The organism is Streptomyces sp. NPDC044719, assembly GCF_056433405.1.
Map to the genome: position 1 here is coordinate 386,055 of NZ_JBWKHE010000004.1, position 24,218 is coordinate 410,272.

The window sequence follows — 24,218 nt, forward strand, 5'->3', positions numbered from 1 at the left end:
TCTTAACCCGGGCGTGGCTGCTGAGGGGCGGGGCGGAGCACCCGCCGCTAGCCGTGCAGTTCGCGATAGGCGGCGACCGCCCCGGGATGCAGCGGGACGGCGCCCGTGGAGATCAGGCTGCGGGCGTCGAGGAACTGGGTGCCGAGGGCCGAGGTGGGGACCAGGTGGGCGGCGCGGCGGACCAGGACGTGGGTGAGGGCGGCGGCGATCGGGGAGGGCAGGCCGGGGCGGCACAGGAGCAGGTTGGCGACGCCGATGGTGAGGACCTCGGGGGACTTCCGGTACGCCCCGGCCGGCACCGACACCGCCTCCAGACCCGACCCTGCCGAACCGAGGCCCTCCCGCAGCCGGGGCAGCAGGCCGGACAGGGGCAGCAGGCGGACACCGGGGTGCGTGTCGAGCCAGGAGAGCACGGGGAGCGGCACGCCCCCGGCGACCAGCAGGGCGTCGATCGTTCCGGCCCGCATCGCACGGGCCGCCTCCGGCATCAGCAGATGCCGGACCTGAACGTCGGTGCCCGGGGTCAGACCCGCGACGCGCAGCAGCCGGTCGCCGAGCACCGCACCGCCGGACGCGGCCGCGCCCAGGGATACGGTGCGGCCCGCCAGGTCGCTCACCCTGTGGATGGGGGCGTCGGAGCGCACGGCCAGCTGCACGTAGTTCTCGTAGACCCGGCCGATCGCGCGCAGCGGGACGCGACGGACGAACGGTGCGGTGCCCCCGTACGCCGCCCACGCGATGTCCGACAGCGCCGGCGCCACGTCGGCCCGGCGGGCCCGGAGCAGCCGTACGTTGTCCACGCTGCCCTCGCTGGTGACCACCTCGCAGGAAAGCCGCGGGTAGACGGCCGTGACCTGGGCGCAGAGCAGTCGGCCGAAGGCCGTGTAGAAGCCGTCGGTCTCGCCGGTCGCGATCCGCAGCTCTCCCTCCGGTCCGCGGTCCGCGTGCCGTGCGTCGGCCGCCGCGGAGCCCGCGAGCAGGCCGGTGCCCGCCACGCCGAGCGCGGCGCGCAGGGCGGTGCGGCGGCTCATGGAATGCGCTGAGCCGGTCATACCGGGTGCCCCTTCGGGAGGACGACCCGGACGCGCAGGCCGTGCGGTTCGGCCGCCGTGAACTCGACGTGTCCGGCGTGAGCGGCCACCAGCCGCTCCGCGATCGCCAGACCGAGTCCGCTGCCGCGCACCCCGAGGTGGCGTTCCGAGCGCCAGAAGCGGGTGCCCGCCCGGGAGAGTTCGCCGGTCGCGAGGCCCGGCCCGTCGTCCCGCACCTCGAGCACCGCGTCCGGGCCCTTGCCGGTGCAGCGTGTCTCCACACGGGCGCCGCTCCCCGCGTACTTGATCGCGTTGTCGAAGAGGATGTCGGCCACCTGGGCCAGCTCTCCCTCGGGGCAGGCCATGAGCACGGCGGGGCCGGGGACGAACTCCAGACGGACTCCGGCCTGTTCGGCCACCGGCCGCCACAGCCGGGCCTGGGCCGCCGCGACCGCCGTCGCGTCGCAGCACGACCCCCTCGCGTCCGAGACGGCCAGTTCGCCCGCGCGGTGCTCGGCGTTCGCCAGCGTGAGCAGGTCGTCGAGGAGGTGCTCCATGCGTTCGAGTTCGGCCGTCACCCCGGTGTAGGTGCGGGTCGCGGAGGTGCGCAGATGGGGCTGGAGCGAGTCGATGCGCAGCCGCAGGGCGGCCAGGGGGTTGCGCAGCTGGTGCGAGGTGTCGGCGACGAGCCGGCGCTGCTGTTCCAGCGCGGTGGTGACCCCGTCGGCCATGCGGTTGAAGCCGGTGGCCAGCTGGCGCAGCTCCGGCGGGCCGCCGGCCCGGGCGTGCTCGGGCGGCAGCCCGGCGGCCAGGGTGCCGACCGCGCGGTCGAGGCGGTGCAGCGGCCGTACCACCCACTGGGTGGCCCGGCGGGCGAGCAGCACACAGGCCACGGCCAGCAACCCGGCGCCGGCCAGGACCAGCGTCCAGCGCAGGGCGATGTCGTCCGCCGCCACCCGCACCGAGGCCCGCAGCACCACGGCACCGGACACCCTGGTGCCGGTGCCCACCGGACGGGCGAGCAGCCGGTCGGCCCGCGACCAGGGACGCAGCGTCCCACCGGGGGAGACGGGCTGGTTGCGCAGCGCCGCGTCCACGAGCCGGGCGACGGCCGGGTCGGCCGCGCGCAGGCCGCCCGTCTGCACCACCGGGGCGCGACGGGCGTCGACGACCACGACGGCCTCGCCGTACAGCTCGGTGTAGCGGCGCACGTCGGCGGTGAGCGCCCCGGTGTCGTCGCTCTCGGCGGCCTGCTCGGCCAGCCCGGCGAAACGGTCGAGGTCGGCGGTGCGCGCCGCGACGAGCTGCTGGGTGCGCTGCGCCGAGGTGACGGCCAGCAGCGGGACGGCGAAGCCGGCCACGGCGAGCACCACGAAGGCCAGGACCACGGTGAGGACGCGGGTGCGCATGAACAGGGCCTGCCGTGAGAACCGGCTCAGTCGCCGAAGCGGTAGCCGAAGCCGCGGATGGTGGTCAGCACCTCGGGGCGGCCGAGCTTGGCCCGCACCTGGGTGAGGTGCACGTCGAGCGAGCGGGACACGGCGAGGAAGGCGTCGCCCCACACCTCGTCCATCAGCTGCTGGCGGCTGACCGCCGTGCCGGCCCGGGCCGCCAGCGCGGCGAGGACCTCGAACTCCTTGGTGGTCAGCCGCACCTCCGCGCCACCGACCAGCACCCGGCGGGCGTCCAGATCGACCTCGACGTCCCCGGCCCGCACCATGCGCGTGGCCGGAGCCGAGGACGCCCCCACCCGCCGGGCGACCGCCTCGATACGGGCCAGCAGCTCGGCCAGCCGGACCGGCTTGACCAGGTAGTCGTCGGCGCCCAGCCGCAGGCCGCGCACCACCGAGCGTTCGTCCCCCCGCGCGGTGAGCACCACCACCGGCAGGGGGCTGACCGAGCGCAGCTTGCGCAGCACTTCCAGACCGTCCAGGTCGGGCAGACCGAGGTCGAGCAGCAGCAGGTCCGCCTGCCGGTGGCGGGCGAGGACGTCCTCGCCGCGCTTGACCCTGGCCGGCGCGTGGCCGTTGTCGTACAGGGCCTCGGTCAGCGCGCCCGCCACACCGTCGTCGTCCTCGGCCAGCAGCACCCGCACGGTCGCCTCCTCTCCCGCCTCGTCAGTCGCGAGACCGGGAAACGTCCTCGTCCAGCGGCGACGCTTCGGAGGTCTCGCGCATCCGAATGTAGACGAGCAGCGAGATCAGGACACAGGCGGTCACGTAGTAGAAGTACCAGTTCTCGTGTCCGGCCTTCTTGAACCAGAGGGCGATGTACTCGGCGGTACCGCCGAACACGGCCACCGTCAGCGCGTACGGCAGACCGACGCCGAGCGCCCGGATCGAGGTCGGGAACAGCTCCGCCTTCACCACCGCGCTGATCGAGGTGTACAGGGAGCTGACGGCCAGCGGCCCGACCATCAGCAGGAACGCGTACACGGGGTCGCTGGTGTGCGACAGCAGGGTGAGCGAGGGCACCACCACCACGGTGCCCAGCGCCCCGAACGCGATCAGCAGGGGACGCCGTCCCACCCGGTCGGAGAGCAGGCCCATCACCGGCTGGAGCAGGACGAACACGAGCAGCGCGAAGAAGTTGATCCAGGCTGCCGTCGGCTTGGCGATGCCGCTGGTGTTGACCATGAACTTCTGCAGGTAGGTCGTGTACGTGTAGAAGAACAGCGTGCCGCCCATGGTCAGCCCCACGACGACCAGGCACTGGCGCGGGTAGGACAGCAGCAGCCGCAGGCTGCCGCGGGCCGGGCCGCCCTGCTCCTTCTCGCCCTCCGACGCGGCGCGCTCGAAGCTCTCGGACTCGTCCATGCCGCGCCGCAGCCACAGCACGATCACGGCCCCCGCGGCGCCGACGACGAACGCGATCCGCCAGCCCCAGGAATCCATCTGCTCGGGGCTGAGCACCTGCTGCAGCACGATCTGCAGACCGAGCGCCGTCAGCTGGCCTGCGATGAGAGTGACGTACTGGAAGCTCGAGTAGTAGCCGCGGCGGCCGGGCGTGGCCACCTCGGACATATAGGTGGCGGAGGTCGAGTACTCACCTCCCACCGACAGCCCCTGCAACAACCGGGCCAGGACCAGGAGGACCGGCGCGGCCACCCCGATCGCGCCGTACGACGGGGTCAGCGCGACGATCAGCGAACCGGCGGCCATCAGCGTCACCGACAGCGTCAGCGCCGCGCGGCGGCCACGGCGGTCGGCGTAGCGGCCCAGGACCCAGCCGCCGATCGGCCGCATCAGGAAGCCGACGGCGAACACCGCGGCGGTGTTCAGCAGCTGGGCGGTCTGGTCGCCGGAGGGGAAGAAGACGGACGCGAAATAGACGCTGAAGGCGGTGTACGCGTACCAGTCGTACCACTCGATCAGATTGCCGATCGATCCGCGCACGATGTTGCTGACGACCCTGCGTTCGTCGCGGCGTGGTTTCCGCGCACGCTCGGCGGTGGTCTGTGTGGCCATCGGAACTCCCTTGTCTGCGGCCCGGAAGCACACAGAGTCGACGGCGCGAACAGGGCCGCTCAATGGCGGGAGCCAAGTCCTTACAGTCCCTTAGGGCTTCCCCGAGCCACATGATCGACATTGCGGCGGTGCGCGCGGAGAGCCGCTGAGCTGGTGACCACGGATGAATACTCAATTATCCTGGTTTGCACTCATGCCGTGCATAGCGATCAGGGGCCGGTGCTGCTTTGGGCAGGATGGCGCGATGACGCAACCGGGAACCACCGGGGACCAGCCGGGGACGGATCCGGTGCAGTCCGACGGCGAGGCGGCAACGGCCAGGGCGGTCGTGGACGCCCACGGCAGGCTGACCGGGTGGAGCGAAGGCGCACGACGGCTGCTCGGGTACCGGGCACCGGAGGTCACGGGCCGCTCCGCGACCGTTCTGCTCGCCGGCGAGCCGCTCACCGAGACGCTGCGTGCCATCACGGGACTACGCCGGTGGAACGGCTCGGTGAACCTCCGCCACAGGGACGGCAGCCTCGTCCGGGTGAGTCTGCTGGCCCACCGCCGTGAGCGGGGCCCCTCCGGCGACGGCGGCGGCCATGAGTGGCTTCTCGTCTCGCCGGTCGCCCGCTCCCGCACGGAGATCGACGAGGACGGTCTGCTCGGGTGGTCACTTACCCAGTCCCCGTGCACCACTGCGCTCTACGACACACGGCTGCGGCTGCTGCGGGCCAACGCGGACATGGAACGCGTGATGGGGCTTACCGAGGCCGAGATGCGCGGGCTACGGGTGTCGGAGATCGTCCTCGACGCGGAGAGCGACCGCACCGAGCACCTGATGCGACGGGTCCTGGCGACCGGCGAACGACAGCACCGGCGGGCCGTCCTGCAACTGTCCGGCGACCGGCGGGAGAGTCTGTGGTCGGTGACGCTGGCGCCGGTGTACGACCCCGACGGCATGATCCAGGGCGTCCTCCTGTCCGCCCACAACATGACCGAGGAGCATCTGGCCCGGCAGCGCCTCGCCCTGGTCGCCGAGGCCGGGGTCCGTATCGGCACCACCCTCGACCTGACCCAGACCGCCCAGGAGATGGCCGACGTCGCGGTCGGGGCGTTGGCGGACTTCGTCACCGTGGACCTGCTCCCCGACATCGAGGACGACCAGGAGCTGCGCGCCATGACCCTGCCCAGTGAGGTCATGCTGCGCCGGGTGGCCAACCAGTCGGTGCTTCCGGGCTGCCCCGAAGCCGTGGTGGCGCTGGGTACGGTCGCGGTCTACCCGAACGTGTCACCGGCGGCCGAGGTCCTCGTCTCGGGACAGCCCCAGATCCATGAGGTGACCCCGGCCGGGGTGGCCAGGTGGGAGAGCCAGGCCCCGGAGCGGGCGGAACGGGTCCGGCGCTTCGGTTTCCACTCGGTCCTGGCGGTGCCGATGCGGGCCCGCGGCATCACGCTCGGCGTGGCCACCTTCACCCGGCACCGGAATCCGGAACCCTACACGGAGGACGACCTGCTTCTGGGGCAGGAGATCACCGCCCGGGCCGCGCTGAGCATCGACAACGCCCGCCGCTTCACCCGGGAGCGCACCACCGCGCTGACCCTGCAGAGCAGCCTGCTGCCGCAGGGACATCCCCGGCAGCCCGCGGTCGAGACCGCCTCGCGCTATCTGCCGGCCAGCGCGCAGGCCGGGGTGGGCGGCGACTGGTTCGACGTCATCCCGCTCTCCGGCGCCCGGGTGGGCCTGGTCGTCGGCGACGTCGTGGGGCACGGGATCCAGGCCTCGGCCTCCATGGCACGGCTGCGCGCGACCGTGCGCACCCTGGCGGACGTCGACCTCCCGCCCGACGAACTCATGACGCACCTGGACGATCTGGTGGACCGGCTCTCGGCCGAGGGCGAGGACGACGCGCCCGGCAGCGCCGCCGAGATCGGCGCCACCTGTCTCTACGCCGTCTACGACCCGGTCAGCCGGCGCTGCTGCGTGGCACGCGCCGGCCATCCGGCGCCGGCGCTGCTCATCCCCGGCAGCGAACCGTTTCTGCTCGACCTTCCGGCCGGGCCGCCACTGGGGCTGGGCGGCCTGCCCTTCGAGGCGACCGAGATCGAGCTGCCCGAAGGCAGCCTGCTCGCGCTGTACACCGACGGTCTCGTCGAGGCGCGCGGGCGCGACATCGACCAGGGGGTCGACGACCTGCTCAAGACGCTGGCCCGAGCGGGATCCTCGCTGGAGAGCACCTGCGACGACGTGCTGCAGGCGCTGCTCCCGGACCGAGCGGCCGACGATGTGGCGCTGCTGCTGGCCCGGACGAAGGCCCTGGACTCGGGCCATGTGGCCACCTGGGACGTACCACCTGAACCGTCCGAGGTCGCCCGGATCCGACGCAGCGTCACCCGGCAGTTGCAGGAGTGGAATCTGGAGGAGGACGCGTTCGTAACCGAACTCGTCGTCAGCGAACTGATCACCAACGCCATCCGCTACGCCGAGCCCCCCATCGAACTGCGCCTTATCCTGGACCGCCACCTGATCTGCGAGGTGTCCGACACCAGCAGCACCGCACCGCACCTCCGCCGAGCCCTCACCTACGACGAAGGCGGCCGCGGCCTGCTCCTGGTCGCCCAGCTCAGCCGAAGGTGGGGCACCCGCCACGCGCGCCGCGGGAAAACCATCTGGGCGGAACAGGCCTTGTCGACAGACGACTCGGGTCCGGCCACGACGTGATCCGGCTGCGGCGGGACGTCGGACAACCTTCGGACGCTTCGAGCTGATCGTCATCGGCAATGCCTTTCACCGGCTGAACCGCTCCCCGGTGGCCCAGCGCGCCCACACCTGGCTCAAGCCCGGCGGCTGCCTCGCGTTGTGCTGGTCGACCTCGCCATGGGCCGGGCCCCGGGACTGGCAGCAGGCGCTCGACAGGCTCCTGCGTTCGTGGCAGGACACCCTCGGTGCTTCCGGCCGCGTCCCGCCCGGTTGGGACCGGGCACGGCAGCGGGACCCAGACCACGAAGTACTGTCCCGTGCCGGGTTCGACGTCGCCGGACGCCACGAGTTCTCGGTCGAGCACCACTGGACGGTTCCCGAACTCGCCGGCCACATCCGGTGCTCGCCGATCGTGCCTCCGAGTTCGACGCCGACCTCATGGCCGGACTCGGCCGCCATACGGCCGACGACCGCCTCACCGAAACGGTCGACTTCGCCTACGAACTGGCTCGCCGGTCAGCCTCCGCGTGACCGCGAGGACCTGCATCCGATCCTCCACCGCGGCTCGGCAGATCCAGCAGACTTGCCCTTGTTTCCCAGCGAAGGAGGAACGGCGAGCATGGCGAGCAGCGCACTTCTGGTGATGGATGTTCAACGGGACGTCGTGGCCATCGCCGACAACGACGGTTCTGGATATCTGCCGCGTCTGCGCAGGGCGATCGACGGTGCCCGGGCCGCCGGGATCCCCGTGATCTACGTGGTGATGGGGTTACGGCCGGGCGACCCGGAAGTCAGCCCCCGCAGCAGGGTGATGGCGAACGTCCTGCGGGCCGGCCTGTTCACCGAGGGTGCTCCCGGCACCGAGATCCATGACGACGTCGCCCCCCAGCAGGGCGACGTGGTGGTGACCAAGGGGCGGGGGAGCGCGTTCTCGGGCAGCGACCTCGACCTGGTGCTCAGGGCTCGAGATATCGACAGCCTTGTTCTCACCGGCATCGCCACCAGCGCCGTGGTGCTGTCCACTCTGTGGCACGCCATCGACCTGGACTTCGGCCTCACCGTCCTGGCGGATGCCTGCCTCGACACCGACCCCGAGGTGCACACGATGCTCGCCGAGAAGCTGTTCCCGCAGTGGGCAGACGTCCTCGCCGTCGAGGACTGGCTCAAAGCCACCACCCCGGCGTGAGTAGGGTCAGCCGGTGCGCAGGCGAGCGGTCTGTTCGGTGCCGACGTCGGTGGTGCGTCGCAGATACCGCTCGATGACGGTGAGTTCGTCGTCGGTGAAGTCGTCCAGGGCTTGGTCGAAGGCCTTCCCAGGGGTGTCCCAGGCGGCCTCGATCTCGGGGGTGCGTCCCCTGGTGAGGGAGACGAGCATCTTGCGCCGGTCGTGAGCGTCGGGATGGCGCTCGGCGAGTCCGGCCTTCTGGAGGCGGTCGACCAGACGGGTGGCTGATCCGGAGGTCAGCCCGGTCAGCTCCGCGATCTGCCCCGTGGTGCGAGGGCCGGGTTCCAGGGCGAGCAGGCTCACGCACTGCAGGTCGGTGGGGTGCAGGCCCAGGTGTTCGGCCATGGCCTGGTTGAACAGCGTGTAGGCGGCATGGTGGCGCCGGGCCGTCGCGGTGACCGCCGCGACCAGCCCCCCACGGGTTCGGTTTGACATGGAATCACCCTTGTGCCGTACTAATCTCTGCGTCACGCAGATAATGTGTGGTGCAGGTCCTTTGTAGCACGACCCCTGGGAGAACTCATGACCACCACCCACACCCCCGAGCGACTGCGCGCCCTCTACGGCCGCTGGAGCGAGATGTGGCGCGGCGACCTCAGCCACGCCGAGGAGATCCTCGACCCCGGATTCGTCGTCCACCAGGCACGTCCCGACGGCAGCGACTCCGAGGCCACCACCGGCCCCGAGCGCCTGCTGCCCGAGATCGAGCAGACGATGGCCGCCTTCGGCGACATCACCATCACCGTCGACCTGGGTCCGATCGTCGACGGCGACCTGCTCTCCGCCCGCTGGACCATGCGCGCCGCCTACACCGGGGGCATCCCTCAGGCCACCGCCCCCATCGGCACGAAGATCTCCTTCAGCGGCAACGACATCCTGCGCGTCCAGGACGGCCGGTTCGTCGAATACTGGACCTGCACCGACATCCTCGACGGTCTGTCCCAGCTCGGCGCCGTCTCCGGCCCCAACGGCCCTGCCCGGGAAGTCGATGTGCCCTGATCGGCTGAGGCGGAAGGGGCCGCCCACCCCCTCGCACTCGGGCAGGCACGCCCTACAACCCCACGATCCCGTTCCACCGCTTCCCGAACTCCACCCGCTCCGCCGACGTGATGTCACGCGCGACGGCCAGCCGGCCGCGCAGCTCCGTGTCCGGGAAGATCAGGGGGTTCTCGGCGAGGGCGGCCGTCTCCTTGTCCTTGGCGGAGGCGAGGACGTCCTGGGCGGCCGGGACCGGGCAGACGTAATTGACCCAGGCGGCGAGTTCGGCGGCGACCTCGGGGTCGTAGTAGTAGTCGATCAGCCGCTCGGCATTCGCCTTGTGGCGGGCGAGGTTGGGGACCATCAGCGACTCGGCCCACAACTCGGCGCCCCCTTCGGGGACGACGAACTCGATGTCCGGGTCGTCCGCCTGGAGCTGGATCACATCGCCCGAGTACGCCTGACAGGCCAGGACGTCCCCGCTCGACAGGTCCTTGATGTAGTCGTTGCCGGTGAAGCGCCGGATCTGTCCCCGACTCACCTGCTCCTCCACCTGGTCGCAGACCTCCTCGAAGTCGTCGGCCGTCCACCGGGTGATGTCGACGCCGTTGCCTTGCATCAGCAGCGCGAACGCCTCGTCCAGGCCGGACAGCAGGGTGACCCGGCCCTTCAGGTCGCTCGCCCACAGATCGGAGACCTGCCGTATCTCCCGGCCGGCCCTGCGCCGGTTGTACGCGATCCCGGTGATCCCGGACTGCCACGGCACGGTGCACCTACGGCCGGGATCGAAGTCCGGCGAACGCAACTGCGGGTCCAGATACTTGGTGACGTTCGGCTGCCGCGCCCGGTCCATCTCCTGGACCCAGCCGAGCCGCACGAACCGCGCGCACATCCAGTCACTGATGACGATCAGATCGCGCCCGCTGGATTGATGGTTCATCAGCGCGGGGCTGATCTTGCCGAAGAACTCGTCGTTGTCGTTGATCTCCTCGACGTAGTCCACCGACACGCCCGTGCGCCGCTCGAAGCTCTCCAGGGTCGGCCGCCGCGCCTGGTTCTCGTCGTCGGTGTCGATGTACAACGGCCAGTTCGCCCAGATCAGCCGTCGATCGGTGGCGGAGAGATCGGCCGCGGCGCGGTCACCGGGGCGCACGTACGCGGCCGGCACACCGCACCCGGCGAGTCCGCCGAGCACCGCGCCGGAGCCGAGTGCGCGCAGCAGGGTGCGGCGGGAGAGCGGAGGGATCGTCTGCAAGGGCATTCGGGCAGCATGCCCCGCCTTTCGGGACCGAACAATTGACAGCGCTTCTGAAGTCAATTCGTTGGGTCGTATATCAGTTTGACTTTACTTTCCCTTTGCGGTTGGCTGCGGGCTCGACCATCATGATCCGGGGGGATCCTCATGCACCGCACCATCCGCGCGGCCGTCTGTTCCGTCGCCGTCGCCGGGCTCGCGCTCGGCCTCAGTTCCTGTTCCGAGGCGGTCGACCAGGTCGACAAAGCCGTGGACGAGACGTACGAGGTCACCTACGAGGTGACGGGGAAGAACGTGGACTCGATCGAGTTTCACGGCGGCGGTGGCAAGGCCACGGCGCCGAAGATCGAGTCGGTGTCGAAGCCCAAGCTGCCCTGGACGAAGACGGTCAAGCTGCGCGGCATCATGCCCGCGGCGGTCATGCCGGTCGCCACGGACCTCGAAGGGGCCCAGGTCGTCTGCAAGATCACCTACAAGGGCAAGGTCATCGAGGAGCAGAGCGCCAAGGGCCTGGTGACCGCGGGTGGTTGCATCGCGGAGTCCCCGGTCGCGGGGTAACTCCGGGGAGGCCTCGGCGGGACCCCGTCAGGAGGTCCCGCCCCCATGCGCGGCGGAGGTCAGGCCGGCCAGGGCTCGTTCACGACTGTCCGTTCGGCTCGGGGAACCTCTCCACAGCGGCGACGAACGACTGTTCACCGTCTTGGTCCTTGGGCTCCCCTACCAGCCAGTCGCGGAGCGTCTGCCACGTCGCCGCATATCCGGACGACAGATCGTGATAGGTGCTCGGGCTGAGTGAGGCTTCAGGCGTCGCTGTGGTCTGGCTGAGGAACTGTTGCCATTGCAGGCTACGTGAGTCGGGAGCCTGCGCCCTCTCAGTCTCCTTCATCACTTTCTTCAGCCGAGCATCGATTTCCTTGAAGGCCCGGTGGCCGTCCGGGGCCTCGTCCACGAGTACGGAAGGAGGAAAACCTGCGGTGCCGCACAGGACCGGATCGCTATTGCCCTGGACCGAGCGTATGAGATCCACGCGGTAGCGCCAACTCCATATGTGGCCAGCGGCGGCGACCTCATGAATCCGATTCCAGATGACGCGTTCGACTCGCAGCCACTCGGTCACCTCATAAATATCGAAGACCTCCTCCTTGCTCCGTCGGAGCCACACCTCCTGCATCACCTTGGCGGTTTCCTCGACCAGCCGGTAGTCGTAAGCCCTCATCTGCTCGATGTTGCTCGGAACAGATTTCTTGGAGACTTCCGGGGACGGGTAGGCGGTATCTCTGAACCTCTTGAAGTATCTGTGCCCCTGGAGCATTGCCAGATCGGGGTCCTCATTGATCAGCCATGCCTGCTCCACCGACGCGAACTTACCTTTCGAGACCAGGATCGCTTTCTCCAGCGTCGTCACCGCACAGCGGGCAAGCTCGTCGCTGAGCTTTTTCGTGGTGGCCTCTTTCATCATCGCTACGGCATATACACAGGCGCTGTTGTAAAGCGTCAACCAGTCGCGACGGCGCCACACGGGACATAGGGGGATTCGCCCCCGGGCCGTATTGATCTGTTTGCGGAGTTTCGTGGCATCGGCGCGGTTCCGGGCCGGGCGGCAGTTGTTGAAGCACTCGGTGGCCCAGGTCAACCGCAGTTCTGCCCACACCTTCCGGTTGACCTGAAATGCTCCCCGGGTTACCGGTTGCAGTGGAACGCGCGCGCTTTGGACATAGGAGAAGGGCCAGAAGGACCGCATAAGAATCCACACCCACTCGGGTGCATAGAGCCCGGCCAAGCGAGCCCATAGGTCATCGGCGGCGAGACGGTCTGTCTCTTGCGTAGCGGCTTTCTGGAAGGTCAGACGGATACGCCTCAGATTCATATCCGGCGTATCGCGGTCTTTGCTGTCAGGCGGCCGCGTCCGCGACAGTACAGCCTCGATCCAATCTCTGGCCTTTTCTTCGTTGTCCGGGAGCTCCGCCTGTTCTTGGTGCAAGGGGTCGATATCTGCCAATTCGATGGCCACCGGCCAGTAACGGTTCACGAGAATCGGTATGAGATCCTTGTGTGTGTCCTCACCATTCGCACCAATGCGCTCGTACCACTGCTCTGCTATCTTCTCAGAGATTCCCAGAATGATGGTGTTCCGGTAGCGCAGGCCGAGCACGTCGCGGTATTTTCGAGGGTGCCGGAGGTAGCGGAATCGGCGCCAGTGCAGGTTCCCACCGCTTTGCCACAGGCGTTTGTCATACTCGTGCGCGGTCTGTCCGTCGAGGGTGAGAGCCCTTTGGCAGGTATCGAGCGCATCGATGTGCAGGCCCATCTTCTCCTGAACCTCAGCCAGCTCCGCTCGCAGGTATGAATTCACAGGATCGAGCTTGATCGCTTCGTAGTACTGTTCCAAGGCCTCGTGATAGTGGCCTGCCCGGCTGAACTCGTTCGCCTTCTGATAGGACGCGTACAGCGCTGGATTCAGCTCCCGTCCCCACCATTTTCGCCAGGGCGGCTGCCTGCCGGCGCGGGTCACGGGCAACAGCGAGCTGATCACACAGTATCCGGCTTTGCGGATGACCTCGTCCCAGTCCTTTCCCCATACGGTCAACGCGCGTGAGCCGCCGAAGACGAACGCCATGACGGTGACGGTCATGCCGTAGCGTTCCGGCTCTTCGTCCCGGTACCGGAGCACCCCGCTGACCCGATAGGCCAACTTCGGGCGAAGCCGGCTGAGCAGGCGCGGCAGAACGGCACCCAGCTTCTTGGGGTCGATCTCGACGTCGCCGAGCAGTTCCAGAAAGCTCATCGGCGGTGCCTCGGCGGGCAGCGTTGTCGGCGCGTACATGCTGCTCTCGGACAGTTGTCGCCGAAACTCGGCGGTCAGGTCCTCGACGGAGGGTTTGTTCGCCCCCAGGGGCGGTGTCGAGTCAGTGAGTTGCTGCACGTCGACGGGGCCTGGTTTGTACGCCAGCCACGCTCGCGTCGCCCTCCAGTAGAAGTAGAAGAGGAGCAGGATGGCGGCGAAGAACCCAAGCCGTTCTCCCAGCGAGAGGCCGCCGCTGTGATCGAAGACCCTGCCGAGGCCGCCGCAGATCTGCGCCATCCATCCGGCGATCGTCTGCACCCACCCCCAGGCCCAGTCCCACGCACTGTCATTCCAGGCTGGATGATCTTCGCCGGCCCACATCAGCAGACCGATCATCCCGACGGTCCCCAAACCGCTCCACACCCACCATGCCACCCACCGGGGAGCGGGCAGTGAGGAGTTCAGTCCCCCTTCGCTTGCTCCTCGGCGGTTGAACATGATGAATCCACGAGTCGTGTGAATCCCGGTGGTGAAGTTCTTTCCTGAGAACCACGGTATCCAAGAACGAGGTTGTAGACAGGGCAACCATCTCGCGCCGCCGAGAGGAATCAATCGCCCGATTCCATGGGCCGCTTTTCACTTCGCGGTGTACCCGCGAACCGTGTCGCGGAATGCGATCGGGGTATGGCCGGTGCGGTGGTGGAAGAACTTGCTGAAGTGTGTCGCACTGGAGAATCCCAGGCGATCCGCGATGCGGGCCGCGCTCTGGTCGCTGTGGGCGAGGAGGCGCTTGGCCTCCAGGACGACGCGGCGGTCGATGAATTCCTTGGCGCCCAGACCGATGGCGGTGAGTGTGGCGCGGGAGAGGGTGCGGGCCGAGTAGCCGAGCGTCTCGGCGTAGTCCTCCACTCGGCGGGTGCGCGCGAAGTCCTTCTCCACGGCATCGCGGAAGCGCTGATACGTGGCGTCGGGTTCGGGGGCGGGACCACCGGCGGGCGCGGTGAGGTGCGCCAGGCGCAGGACGAGGACCGCCAGCAGATGGCGCAGGGCCGCGGTGTGGATCTCGAGGGGCAGGTGTCCGAGGGCGTGGAACTCGGTGGCGAGATGGTCGGCGGCCAGTCGCAGAGCCGCTGCGTCGTCGGGCAGGGGGCGTCGCAGGACCGGCCCGTACGGGTCTTCCGCGCGAGCGCCGTGCGCGGTGGCCGGGTCGAGGAAGTCCTGACGGAACAGGATCAAGGTGCCCTCGGCGTCGGTGAGATCCCCCCATTGCTGGACCTGCCCGGGGCGTACCCAGAGCCAGGAACCCGGTTCGAGGGCGTAGGCGGTGAAGTCGACGGTGTGCCCCAGGGCCCCGCCGGTGAGGGTGATCAGGTGGTGGAAGTCCGGGCGTTGAGGGGCCGCGAGCCGCTCTGCGGGGACCCGGTGGCGCAGGTCGGCGAGGGACAGCACCTCCACGCCGGCCGGGGTGCCGGCGGGCGCGGCGAAGGGGATCTCCGGGATGCCGCGATCGGCATCGTGTCGCTTTTTGACCATAGCGAGTCGCCAGCGTATCCGATCCGGCCTGTTCATCTCCCATAGCTTGAAGGTGTCAGTCCGCTCGGAGTCGATCCGGTGTCGGAAAGCAGTAAGGGAGAAGCGCCATGAGCAACGCCAAGAACACCGTCCTGACCGCAGCCGCCGAGCTGTTCGGAGAGCAGGACCCGAGCGCGGTGGACCGCTGGATCGCTGCCGACTACCGCCAGCACAGCGCCCTGGCCGCCGACGGCCCCGAGGCCCTGCGCGGGCTGGTCACCGGCCTGCCGGAGGGCTTCCGGTACGAGGGTGCCCGTGTGATCGCCGACGGCGACCTGGTCGCCCTGCACGGCACGTACCACGGCTTCGGCCCCGACCCGCTGGTCGCCTTCGACATTTTCCGCGTCGACGCCGACGGCAGGCTCGCCGAGCACTGGGACGCCCTGACCCCGCTGGTCGAGGACACCGCCTCCGGCCGCTCCCAGACCGACGGCCCCACCGAGCCGGCCGACCTGGACAAGACCGACGCCAACCGCGCCCTGGTGGCGGAGTTCGCCGAGAAGGTCCTCAAGGGCGCCGACTACTCGGTACTGACCGACTACATCTCGACGGAGACCTACCACCAGCACAACCCGGAGGCGGCCGACGGCCTCGACGGCTTCGGCGCCGCCGCCGCGAAGTGGGCCGAGCAGGGCAAGAACCTCGTCTACAAGACCGTCCACAAGGTCATCGCCGAGGGCGACTTCGTCCTGCTCCAGTCGGAGGGCGAATTCGGCGTGCCCGTCGCCTACTACGACCTCTTCCGCGTCCAGGGCGGCAAGATCGTGGAGCACTGGGACGTCGTAGTCCCCGTGCCCGCCGAACTCCCGCACTCCAACGGCCTGTTCTGACGCACTCATCGCGCCGCACCCGGCGCCCGACCCGACGGAGGAACCATGAGGGACCCGGAGAAGAACAAGGCCACGGCCAAAGCGTTCTACCACCTGATGTTCAACCAGTGCCGCCCGGCGGAGGCCATCGACCAGTTCGTCGGTGACACCTACATCCAGCACAACCCGCACGTCGCCGACGGCAAGCAGGCGTTCATCGACTACTTCGAACGCATGGCCGCCGAGTATCCCGGCAAGCGCGTCGAATTCAAGCGCGCCTTCGCCGAGGGCGACCACGTCATCCTGCACTGCCACCAGATCTGGCCCGAAGAGGAGTACGCGGGCATCGACATCTTCCGCTTCGATGCGGGCGGCAAGATCGTCGAACACTGGGACGTCCTCCAGGTCATCCCGCCCACCTCCAAGAACGACAACACCATGTTCTAGCGCCACCGCGCGCGGGACGAATGCGTTCGACCCGCCGGACATTGTTCGAAACCTATTGACGCTGCCCTGGGCGTCGGCTGAGACTCTCGCAACACACGTCCCCCGCGTGTAACGGCAGGCCCACGGCAAGAGCTCGCCGTCGCCTCGTCGGTTCCTCGTTTCCGCGTTCCGCCTTGCCCGTCATCAGCCATGCCTCAGCAGGGAACCTCGACATGACGCACGTCGTACGATGCGCACGACCTCACCACCGCGCGAGACGTTGGGCGGGCCATCTCGCCGGACTGGCCGCCGCGTCGATGCTGCTCACCCTCACCGGACCCGCCGCTCCCGCGCAAGCGGAACCGGCGGCACCGGCGGCCGAAGCCGCGGACATCACCGACGGCCTGGCCCTTTGGTACAAGCTCGACGCAGGCCCCGGCGGCACCGTGACCGACGCCTCCGGCAACGGCCGCAACGGCACGGTCAGCGGCACCGCCGACTGGTCGGCATCCGGTCAGGGGCTCGCCTTCAACGGGTCCGACACCTACATCAAGGTGCCGGACGACGTCATGAAGGGCATGGACTCGATCAGCGTCTCCATGGACGTGCTGATCGACCCCGCCCAGAGCACGCCCTACTTCCTCTACGGCTTCGGCAACACCAGCGCGGGCAGCGGCAACGGCTACCTCTTCACCACCGGAAACTCCTTCCGCACCTCCGTCGCGACGGGCAACTGGTCTACCGAGCAGACCACCAAGCCGTCCGACTCCCACAACCTCACCCGCGGCGTGTGGAAGCACATCACCTACGCCCAGACCGGCTCCACGGGCGTGCTCTACGAGGACGGCGTCGAGGTCGGCCGCAACACCTCGGTCACCACCACGCCCGGCGCCATCGGCTCCGGCACCACTACGGCCAACTACATCGGCAAGTCCGTCTACGACGGCGACAAGCTCTTCAAGGGCCGGATACGCGACTTCCGGGTGTACGACCGGGCACTGGACGGCTCGGAGGTCGAGCAGCTCTCCCTCCCCGTCGCCACCCAGGGCGTCGCCGACGACAAGGACGCACTGAGCCTCGGTGACACCAGCGGCGTCACCTCCGACCTCGACCTGCCCAGGACCGGCACGGCCGGTGGCTCCGCCATCACCTGGGCCAGCGACAACCCGTCCGTGGTGTCGGACACCGGCAAGGTGACCCGCCCCGAGGCCGGTTCACCGGACGGCCGCGCCACGCTCACGGCGACCCTGAAGAGGGGCACCGTGACCGGCACCAAGGCCTTCGACGTCACGGTCCGGCCCGCGCTCGACGACGCCGCCGCCACCCGGGAGGCCGCCGAGGCCCTCACGGTCCACAACCTCGACGACGCCCGCGGCAACCTCACCCTGCCCGAGAGCGGCACGTACGGCACGACCGTCACCTGGTCCTCCGCGAAGCCGGACGTCGTCTCCGCGGGCGGCGAGGTCCACCGTCCCGCGCACGGCGACGGCGGCACCACCGTCGAACTGACCGCCACCGTCACCAAGGGCGAAGCGAAGGCCACCCGCGTCATGACGGCCAAGGTGCCCGAACTGCCCGCCGAGGCGGCCCTCAAGGGCTACATGTTCAGCTACTTCACCGGCGAGGGCACCTCGGACGGCGAACAGCTCTACGCCGCCCTCAGCAAGGGCGACGACCCGCTGCACTGGCGTGAGCTGAACGACGGCAAGCCGGTCCTCACCTCCACGCTCGGCGAGAAGGGCCTGCGCGACCCGTTCATCATCCGCTCCCCGGAGGGCGACAAGTTCTACCAGATCGCCACCGACCTCAGGATCTACGGCAACGGCGACTGGGACGCATCCCAGCGCACCGGCAGCAAGTCCATCATGGTCTGGGAGTCCACCGACCTGGTGCACTGGACGAACCAGCGCCTGGTCAAGGTCTCACCCGACAGCGCGGGCAACACCTGGGCGCCGGAGGCGTTCTACGACGCCGAGCGCGGAGAGTACGTCGTCTTCTGGGCGTCGAAGCTGTACGACAACGCCGACCATTCCGGCGACACGTACAACCGCATGATGTACGCCACCACCCGCGACTTCCACACCTTCAGCGAGCCCAAGGTCTGGATCGACCGCGGCTATTCGGTCATCGACTCCACGATGATCCGGCACGACGGCACGTACTACCGCCTGTCCAAGGACGAGCGGAACAACAGCTCCTCCACGCCCAACAGCAAGTTCATCTTCCAGGAGAAGAGCGACTCGATCCTGAACCCGTCCTGGACCCCGGTAGCCGAGGGCATCGGCAAGGGCGCGATGAACGCCGCCGAGGGGCCGCTGGTGTTCAAGTCCAACACCGAGGAGAAGTGGTACGCGTTCCTCGACGAGTTCGGTGGACGCGGCTACATCCCGTTCGAGACGACCGACCTCGACTCGGGCACCTGGACCCCGTCCACCGGCTACGACCTGCCCGCCAAGCCCCGGCACGGCACCGTGCTGCCGGTCACCCAGGCCGAGTACGACCGGCTGCTGCGCGCCTACCAGCCCGACCAGATCGTGAAGAGCGTCGAGGACGTCTCCGTGAAGACCGGGGTCGGCAAGGCGCCCGTGCTGCCGGCCACCGTGATCGCCGAGTACGCCGACGGCGCCAGGCGTCCCGTCGCGGTCACCTGGGAGGACGTCCCGGCGTCGAAGTACGCCCAGGCGGGCACCTTCACCGTCACCGGGAGCCTGCCGGACGGGACGGCCGTGCCGGTCCGCGCCTCGGTCACCGTGTCCGAGGAGGGGCCGGACATCCCGGCCGACCTGCTGCTGCACTACGACTTCGACGAGACCGGCGGCAGCATCGTCCGTGACTCCAGCGGCCACGGCTACCACGGCACCTACGTCCGCACACCCGACTTCGGCACCGGTGTCGAGGGCGGCTCGTTCAAGATGTCCGGCGACTCGTCGAACTCGCCGTACGTGAAGATCCCGAACGGTGTGCTGAAGAACGCCGAGAGCGTGACCGTGTCGACGTACGCCAAGTGGAAGGGCGGCAGCAGCTTCCAGTGGCTGTTCGGGCTCGGCCCCGACAGCGACAAGTACCTGTTCGCCACGCCCTCCAACGGCGGCTCCAGCCTCTACTCGGCGATCACCAAGGCGAGTTGGTCGGCGGAGTCGAAGCTGACGGCCGGCTCGCAGCTCACGCCCGGGCAGTGGCGGCACGTCACCGTGACGCTGGACGGCGCCACCGGCACGATGGTCCTCTACGCCGACGGCGTCGAGGCGGCCCGTACGACGACCACCATCAAGCCGTCCGAGCTGTACGACGCGGCCAAGGACCACAGCGGCTACATCGGCCGCTCCCTGTATGCGGCCGACCCCTACTTCGGCGGCGAGGTCGACGACTTCCGCGTCTACGACCGTGCCCTCACGGGCACCGAGGTCATGCGACTCAGCGGCAACACCGCGGGCATCGCCAAGGTGACGCATCCGGCGCTCAAGGTCGACGCGCTCGTCGACAACGCGGCCGGCGCGATCACCCTGCCCATGAAGGCGGGCACGGACCTCACCGCCCTGGCACCGGAGTTCACGCTCGCCGAGGGCGCGACGATCAGCCCCGCCTCCGGCAGCGTGCGCGACTTCACCCGGCCGGTGACGTACGAAGTCACCGGGTCGGACGGCAAGAAGCGCACCTGGAAGGTATCGGCGCTGATCATGAAGACACCGGTCCTGCCGGGCCTGAACGCCGACCCGAACATCGAGCGCTTCGGCGACACCTTCTACATCTATCCGACGACCGACGGCTTCGAGGGCTGGAGCGGCACACAGTTCAAGGCCTACTCCTCCACGGACCTGGTCCACTGGAAGGACCACGGCGTCATCCTCGACCTGGGGCCGGACGTCAGCTGGGCGGACAGCAGGGCCTGGGCACCGGCGATGACGGAGAAGGACGGGAAGTACTACTTCTACTTCTGCGCCGACGCGAACATCGGCGTAGCCGTCTCCGACTCACCCACAGGGCCGTTCAGGGACGCCCTGGGGAAGCCGCTGCTGAAGGCCGGTGACTTCCGCGGCCAGATGATCGACCCGGCGGTCTTCACCGACGACGACGGCAAGAAGTACCTCTACTGGGGCAACGGCCGCGCCTACGTCGTCCCGCTGGGCGACGACATGACCTCCATCGACACCGCGCAGGTCACGGACATCACCCCGAGCGGCTACAACGAGGGCACCTTCGTCATCAAGCGCAAGGGCACCTACTACTTCATGTGGTCGGAGAACGACACCCGGGACGAGAACTACCGCGTCGCCTACGCGACCGGCCCCTCGCCCACCGGCCCCTGGACCAAGCAGGGCGTGATCCTGGAGAAGGACCTGTCCCTCGGCATCAAGGGTCCGGGCCACCACTCCGTAGTCCACGTCCCGAACACCGACGACTGGTACATCGCCTACCACCGCTTCGCCATCCCCGGCGGTGACGGCACGCACCGCGAAACCACCATCGACAAGCTGGAGTTCGACACCGACGGCCTGATCAAGAAGGTCGTCCCCACCCTCGGCGGCATCGACCCGGTCACCGTCGTCCACGCGGGGCCGGACGCCACAGGCGCCGAGGGCGAGGCGATCACGCTCGCCGGCACCGTCTCCGGGGCGGGCACCCCCAAGTGGACCGTCCAGGGCGGCGCCCCGTGCGCCGTCACGGACCCAGCGGCGGCCCGGACGACCCTTACCTGCACCGACGACGGGACCTTCCAGGTCACCCTGACGGGCGGGCGCGGCACCGACACGGCGACCGTCAAGGTCTCCAACGCCGCCCCGACGATCACCTCCGCCAAGGGCCCCGCCTCGCCCCTCCCGGCGGGCAAGCCCGCCGTGGTCACGGCCTCCTTCGACGACCCGGGCACGGCCGACCGCCACACCTGCACGGTCGATTGGAAGGACGGCAGCGCGCCGACGACCGGCACGGTCCACGACTCCGGCTGTCGCGCCGCACACGTCTACGACGACGCGGGAATCCACCGCCCGGTCGTCACGGTCACCGACGACGACGAGGGCACGGACTCCACCACGCTCGCGGAGCTGATCGTCTACGACCGTGCCGCCGGACCCGCAGCGGGCGTCGGCACGATCACCTCTCCCGCCGGTGCCTACCCGGCCGGGCCGGGGCTGACCGGGAAGGCGGCGTTCACCCTGGGCGCCGAGTACCGGAAGGGAGCCACTGTCCCCACCGGCAAGGCCACGTTCGTCTTCGGCTCCGCCCGACTCACCTTCCGCTCGACCGGCTCCGACTGGCTCGTGGTGAACGACTCCCAGGCCGTCTACCAGGGCGCCGGCACGGTGGGCGGCAAGGGCGGTTACGCCTTCAGGATCACCGCCACCGATGGCCCGGACACCTTCCGCATCAAGATCTGGAAGAAGTCCACGGGCGAAGTCCTCTACGACAACAAGACCAACGCCAGGACGAAGGGCGTCGTCACCATCGGAAGCAAGCGGCGTTAGGTCCGTCTTCGACGAAGGGGCGGCGACTGTGCTGCGCGGTTGAGCGTTCGCATCGCCGCCCCTCTGTTCCCTGGCTTTCCTGTCTGATTGCCGGGGGGAGTGGCAGAAGGCCGCGCCCACCCCAAGAGGTGGTTCGTACGGTGGAGACGGCCCTCTCACCTCTTAGGAGACCGTGGGTGTGTAGTGGGAGGCGTCGTCTCCCTCGACGACGTGGCTGAGGGTGCCGTCGATGCCGGTGGGGACATCGCCGGCGACGGTGACGCGGTGGAGGAGGCGGGGGAGGTCGCCGTAGTCGTCGGGGGCGTAGTGCTGGGTGATGCGGTTGTCGAAGAGGACGACGTCGCCCGGCGTCCAGGCGACGCGCACGATGTTCTCGGGGCGGGTGACGTAGGCCTGGAAGAGGCGCAGCAGGTCGCGGGAGTCGGAGGGGCTGAGTCCGACGATGCTCTGGGCGAAGCCGCCGATGAAGAGGCCGCGTTCGCCGGTTTCGGGGTGGACGCGGACGACGGGGTGGGCGGTGCGGTACTTGCGGGAGACGAACCGCTTGCGGTGTTCGGCGGCCTTGTCGTTCTTCGGGGCGGCGTAGTCGTAGTCGTTGGTGTGGACGGCCCACAGCTTGTCGGCCAGCTCGCGCAGCGGCTCGGGCAGGTCCCGGTAGGCGGCTGCCGAGTTGGCGATGAGGGTGTTGCCGCCGTAGGGCGGGACCACGATGCTGCGCAGGGTGGAGGCCTTGGGGGGTGTGCGGACGAAGGTGACGTCCGTGTGCCACTGGTTGGCGCGGATGCCTTCGTCGCCGTCGACGGGCAGGATCTGGGGCCGGCCTTCGACGGAGGGCACGGTGGGGTGTGCGGTGGTGAGTTCGCCGAAGAGGGAGGCGAAGCGGAGCTGGCCTGCGTCGTCGAGGTTCTGGTCGCGGAAGACGAGGGCCTTGTGTTCCAGGAGGGCGGAGTTGATCTCGGTGACGAGGGCGGGGTCGAGGTCGCCGGAGAGGTCCACGCCGAGGATCTCGGCGCCGATGCGGCCGCCGATCCTGCGGATGTCGAAGCCGGTGCTGGTGGTCATGTGCGGGTGTTCCTTTCGGGAAGTGACCAGGGAGAGGTCATCAGCGGGTGGTGTCAGGAAGTGATGGGCGGAGAAGTTCTCCTGCGGCCGCTGCGACCAGCCGGTTGGCGGGGCGGGGCAGGCCGTAGTGCTGGCGCAGCGTGCTGCCGGTGTACTCGGTGCGGAACAGGCCGCGCCGCTGCAGGATCGGTACGACGTGATCGACGAAGTCCTCCAGGCCGCCCGGCAGATGGGGCGGCATGATGTTGAATCCGTCCGCGGCACCCTGCGTGAACCACTCCTCGAGCTGGTCGGCCACCTGCTCCGGGGTGCCGGCGAACACCCGGTGACCACGGCCCGCACCGAGTCGGGCGATGAGCTCGCGCAGGGTGAGTCCGTCGCGGCGGGCGAGTTCGGCGACGAGCGTGAAACGGCTCTTGTTGCCGTTGATGTCCCGCTCCCCGGGCAGCTCGGGCAGCGGCCCGTCCAGCGGCAGCCCGGTCAGATCGGTGCCGAGCATCGCGGACAGCTGGGCGAGTCCGTACTCGGGCACCTGCAGCTCCGTCAGCTCCTTATCCAGCGCGCGGGCTTCGGCCTCCGTCGAGCCGATGACGGGGGCGATGCCCGGGAGCACGAGCAGTTGTTCGTCGGTGCGGCCGTGGCGGACGAGCCGTGACTTGAGGTCCTTGTAGAAGGCCTGGCCGTCGGCGAGGGTCTGCTGGGCGGTGAAGACGGCCTCGGCGTACTGGGCGGCGAACTCCTTGCCGTCCTCCGACGAGCCTGCCTGCACCAGCAGTGGGTAACCCTGGGGGGTACGGGGGACGTTCAGCGGGCCCTGCACCCCGAAGTACTCCCCGCGGTGGTTGATCTCCCGCACCTTGGCGGTGTCGGCGTAGACGCCGCGCTCCCGGTCGAGCAGGATCGCGTCGTCCTCCCAGCTGTCCCACAGTTTGGTGGCCACCTCGACGAACTCCCGCGCCCGGTCGTAGCGCAGCCCGTGCTCCAGGTGCTCGTCCTGCCCGAAGTTGCGGGCCTCGTTCACCGTGCCGGAGGTGACGATGTTCCAGCCGGCCCGGCCGCCGCTGATGTGGTCGAGGGAGGCGAACTTGCGGGCGGTGTGAAAGGGCTCGTTGAAGGTGGTGGAGACGGTGGCGATCAGGCCGACGTGGTCGGTGACCGCCGCCAGGGCCGACAGCAGCGTGAGTGGTTCGAAGCCACCGAGGGCGTTGTGTCTGACCTTCCCCCACAGGGCGAGGCCGTCGGCGAGGAAGACGGAGTCGAACAGGCCGCGCTCGGCGGTCCGGGCGAGCTGCTGGAAGTAGCGCAGCTCGGTGACCCGTTCGGGCTGGGTACGCGGGTGGCGCCAGGCGGCGTCGTGGTGGCCGGCGTTCATCAGGAAGGCGTTGAGGTGCAGGCGTCGGGGGCTGGTCGCGGTCATGAGGTTCCTCGGATCGGAGCGTGCGACTGAGAGGCGGGAGTCGAGC

The 24,218-nt window shown here is 69.1% G+C and carries 18 protein-coding genes; 8 read left to right on the plus strand and 10 right to left on the minus strand.

Features of this window, described 5'->3' with window-relative positions; all coding sequences use genetic code 11:
• Positions 1 to 47 precede the first annotated feature (47 nt).
• From AC07DF_RS17800 to AC07DF_RS17815, 4 genes are read right to left on the minus strand one after another with little or no spacing between them, the layout of a single operon-like run.
• Positions 48 to 1,052: a TAXI family TRAP transporter solute-binding subunit gene (locus AC07DF_RS17800; protein WP_478971673.1), complete on the minus strand. Its 1,005-nt coding sequence runs from the start codon at positions 1,050 to 1,052 to the stop codon at positions 48 to 50.
• A complete protein-coding gene (locus AC07DF_RS17805) occupies positions 1,049 to 2,440 on the minus strand; it encodes a sensor histidine kinase (protein ID WP_478971674.1) in 1,392 nt (463 codons plus the stop codon). Before AC07DF_RS17805 ends, AC07DF_RS17800 begins: the two co-directional genes overlap by 4 nt.
• 26 nt (positions 2,441 to 2,466) lie before the next feature.
• A complete protein-coding gene (locus AC07DF_RS17810) occupies positions 2,467 to 3,126 on the minus strand; it encodes a response regulator transcription factor (RefSeq protein WP_478971675.1) in 660 nt (219 codons plus the stop codon).
• Positions 3,127 to 3,148: 22 nt separating this feature from the next.
• Complete coding sequence (locus tag AC07DF_RS17815) at positions 3,149 to 4,498, minus strand: MFS transporter (protein ID WP_478971677.1); 1,350 nt, start codon at positions 4,496 to 4,498, stop codon at positions 3,149 to 3,151.
• Between the two features lie 244 nt (positions 4,499 to 4,742).
• Here AC07DF_RS17815 and AC07DF_RS17820 point away from each other — a divergent pair, with 244 nt between their 5' ends.
• The 3 genes from AC07DF_RS17820 to AC07DF_RS17830 all read left to right on the plus strand — a co-directional run bounded on the left by AC07DF_RS17820 (position 4,743) and on the right by AC07DF_RS17830 (position 8,367).
• Positions 4,743 to 7,202, plus strand: a complete 2,460-nt coding sequence (locus tag AC07DF_RS17820; protein ID WP_478971679.1) for a SpoIIE family protein phosphatase — start codon at positions 4,743 to 4,745, stop codon at positions 7,200 to 7,202.
• A gap of 378 nt (positions 7,203 to 7,580) precedes the next feature.
• A complete protein-coding gene (locus AC07DF_RS17825; protein WP_478971681.1) occupies positions 7,581 to 7,712 on the plus strand; it encodes a hypothetical protein in 132 nt (43 codons plus the stop codon).
• A gap of 88 nt (positions 7,713 to 7,800) precedes the next feature.
• Positions 7,801 to 8,367 (plus strand): cysteine hydrolase family protein, encoded by a 567-nt coding sequence (locus AC07DF_RS17830; protein ID WP_478971683.1) that lies wholly within the window; start codon positions 7,801 to 7,803, stop codon positions 8,365 to 8,367.
• Positions 8,368 to 8,373: 6 nt separating this feature from the next.
• On the opposite strand, the gene AC07DF_RS17835 is transcribed toward AC07DF_RS17830, so the two are convergent.
• On the minus strand, positions 8,374 to 8,841 hold the full coding sequence (locus tag AC07DF_RS17835) for a MarR family winged helix-turn-helix transcriptional regulator (protein WP_478971685.1): 468 nt from the start codon (positions 8,839 to 8,841) through the stop codon (positions 8,374 to 8,376).
• Between the two features lie 87 nt (positions 8,842 to 8,928).
• Here AC07DF_RS17835 and AC07DF_RS17840 point away from each other — a divergent pair, with 87 nt between their 5' ends.
• The gene (locus AC07DF_RS17840) at positions 8,929 to 9,405 is read left to right on the plus strand and encodes an ester cyclase (RefSeq protein ID WP_478971687.1); all 477 of its coding nucleotides are present in this window, start codon (positions 8,929 to 8,931) and stop codon (positions 9,403 to 9,405) included.
• A gap of 52 nt (positions 9,406 to 9,457) precedes the next feature.
• Here the strand turns inward: AC07DF_RS17840 and AC07DF_RS17845 are convergent, their stop codons facing one another.
• A complete protein-coding gene (locus tag AC07DF_RS17845) occupies positions 9,458 to 10,645 on the minus strand; it encodes a polyamine ABC transporter substrate-binding protein (RefSeq protein WP_478971689.1) in 1,188 nt (395 codons plus the stop codon).
• Between the two features lie 141 nt (positions 10,646 to 10,786).
• On the opposite strand from AC07DF_RS17845, the gene AC07DF_RS17850 reads away from it, so the two are divergent.
• A complete protein-coding gene (locus AC07DF_RS17850; protein ID WP_478971691.1) occupies positions 10,787 to 11,197 on the plus strand; it encodes an MmpS family transport accessory protein in 411 nt (136 codons plus the stop codon).
• Between the two features lie 79 nt (positions 11,198 to 11,276).
• Here the strand turns inward: AC07DF_RS17850 and AC07DF_RS17855 are convergent, their stop codons facing one another.
• Both AC07DF_RS17855 and AC07DF_RS17860 read right to left on the minus strand, forming a co-directional pair.
• Positions 11,277 to 13,820, minus strand: a complete 2,544-nt coding sequence (locus AC07DF_RS17855; protein WP_478971693.1) for a tetratricopeptide repeat protein — start codon at positions 13,818 to 13,820, stop codon at positions 11,277 to 11,279.
• Positions 13,821 to 14,060: 240 nt separating this feature from the next.
• Positions 14,061 to 14,957: a helix-turn-helix transcriptional regulator gene (locus tag AC07DF_RS17860; protein ID WP_478971695.1), complete on the minus strand. Its 897-nt coding sequence runs from the start codon at positions 14,955 to 14,957 to the stop codon at positions 14,061 to 14,063.
• Positions 14,958 to 15,064: 107 nt separating this feature from the next.
• Between AC07DF_RS17860 and AC07DF_RS17865 the strand changes: the two genes are divergently transcribed.
• The 3 genes from AC07DF_RS17865 to AC07DF_RS17875 all read left to right on the plus strand — a co-directional run bounded on the left by AC07DF_RS17865 (position 15,065) and on the right by AC07DF_RS17875 (position 21,693).
• Complete coding sequence (locus AC07DF_RS17865) at positions 15,065 to 15,826, plus strand: nuclear transport factor 2 family protein (RefSeq protein WP_478971697.1); 762 nt, start codon at positions 15,065 to 15,067, stop codon at positions 15,824 to 15,826.
• 45 nt (positions 15,827 to 15,871) lie between these two features.
• The gene (locus tag AC07DF_RS17870) at positions 15,872 to 16,252 is read left to right on the plus strand and encodes a nuclear transport factor 2 family protein (protein ID WP_382587040.1); all 381 of its coding nucleotides are present in this window, start codon (positions 15,872 to 15,874) and stop codon (positions 16,250 to 16,252) included.
• Between the two features lie 212 nt (positions 16,253 to 16,464).
• A complete protein-coding gene (locus AC07DF_RS17875; RefSeq protein WP_478971699.1) occupies positions 16,465 to 21,693 on the plus strand; it encodes a family 43 glycosylhydrolase in 5,229 nt (1,742 codons plus the stop codon).
• Between the two features lie 162 nt (positions 21,694 to 21,855).
• On the opposite strand, the gene AC07DF_RS17880 is transcribed toward AC07DF_RS17875, so the two are convergent.
• Positions 21,856 to 22,755 carry a TauD/TfdA dioxygenase family protein gene (locus AC07DF_RS17880; protein ID WP_478971701.1) on the minus strand — a complete coding sequence of 300 codons (900 nt, stop codon included), beginning with the start codon at positions 22,753 to 22,755 and terminating at the stop codon, positions 21,856 to 21,858.
• 40 nt (positions 22,756 to 22,795) lie between these two features.
• Positions 22,796 to 24,172 carry an LLM class flavin-dependent oxidoreductase gene (locus AC07DF_RS17885; protein ID WP_478971703.1) on the minus strand — a complete coding sequence of 459 codons (1,377 nt, stop codon included), beginning with the start codon at positions 24,170 to 24,172 and terminating at the stop codon, positions 22,796 to 22,798.
• Positions 24,173 to 24,218 lie beyond the last annotated feature (46 nt).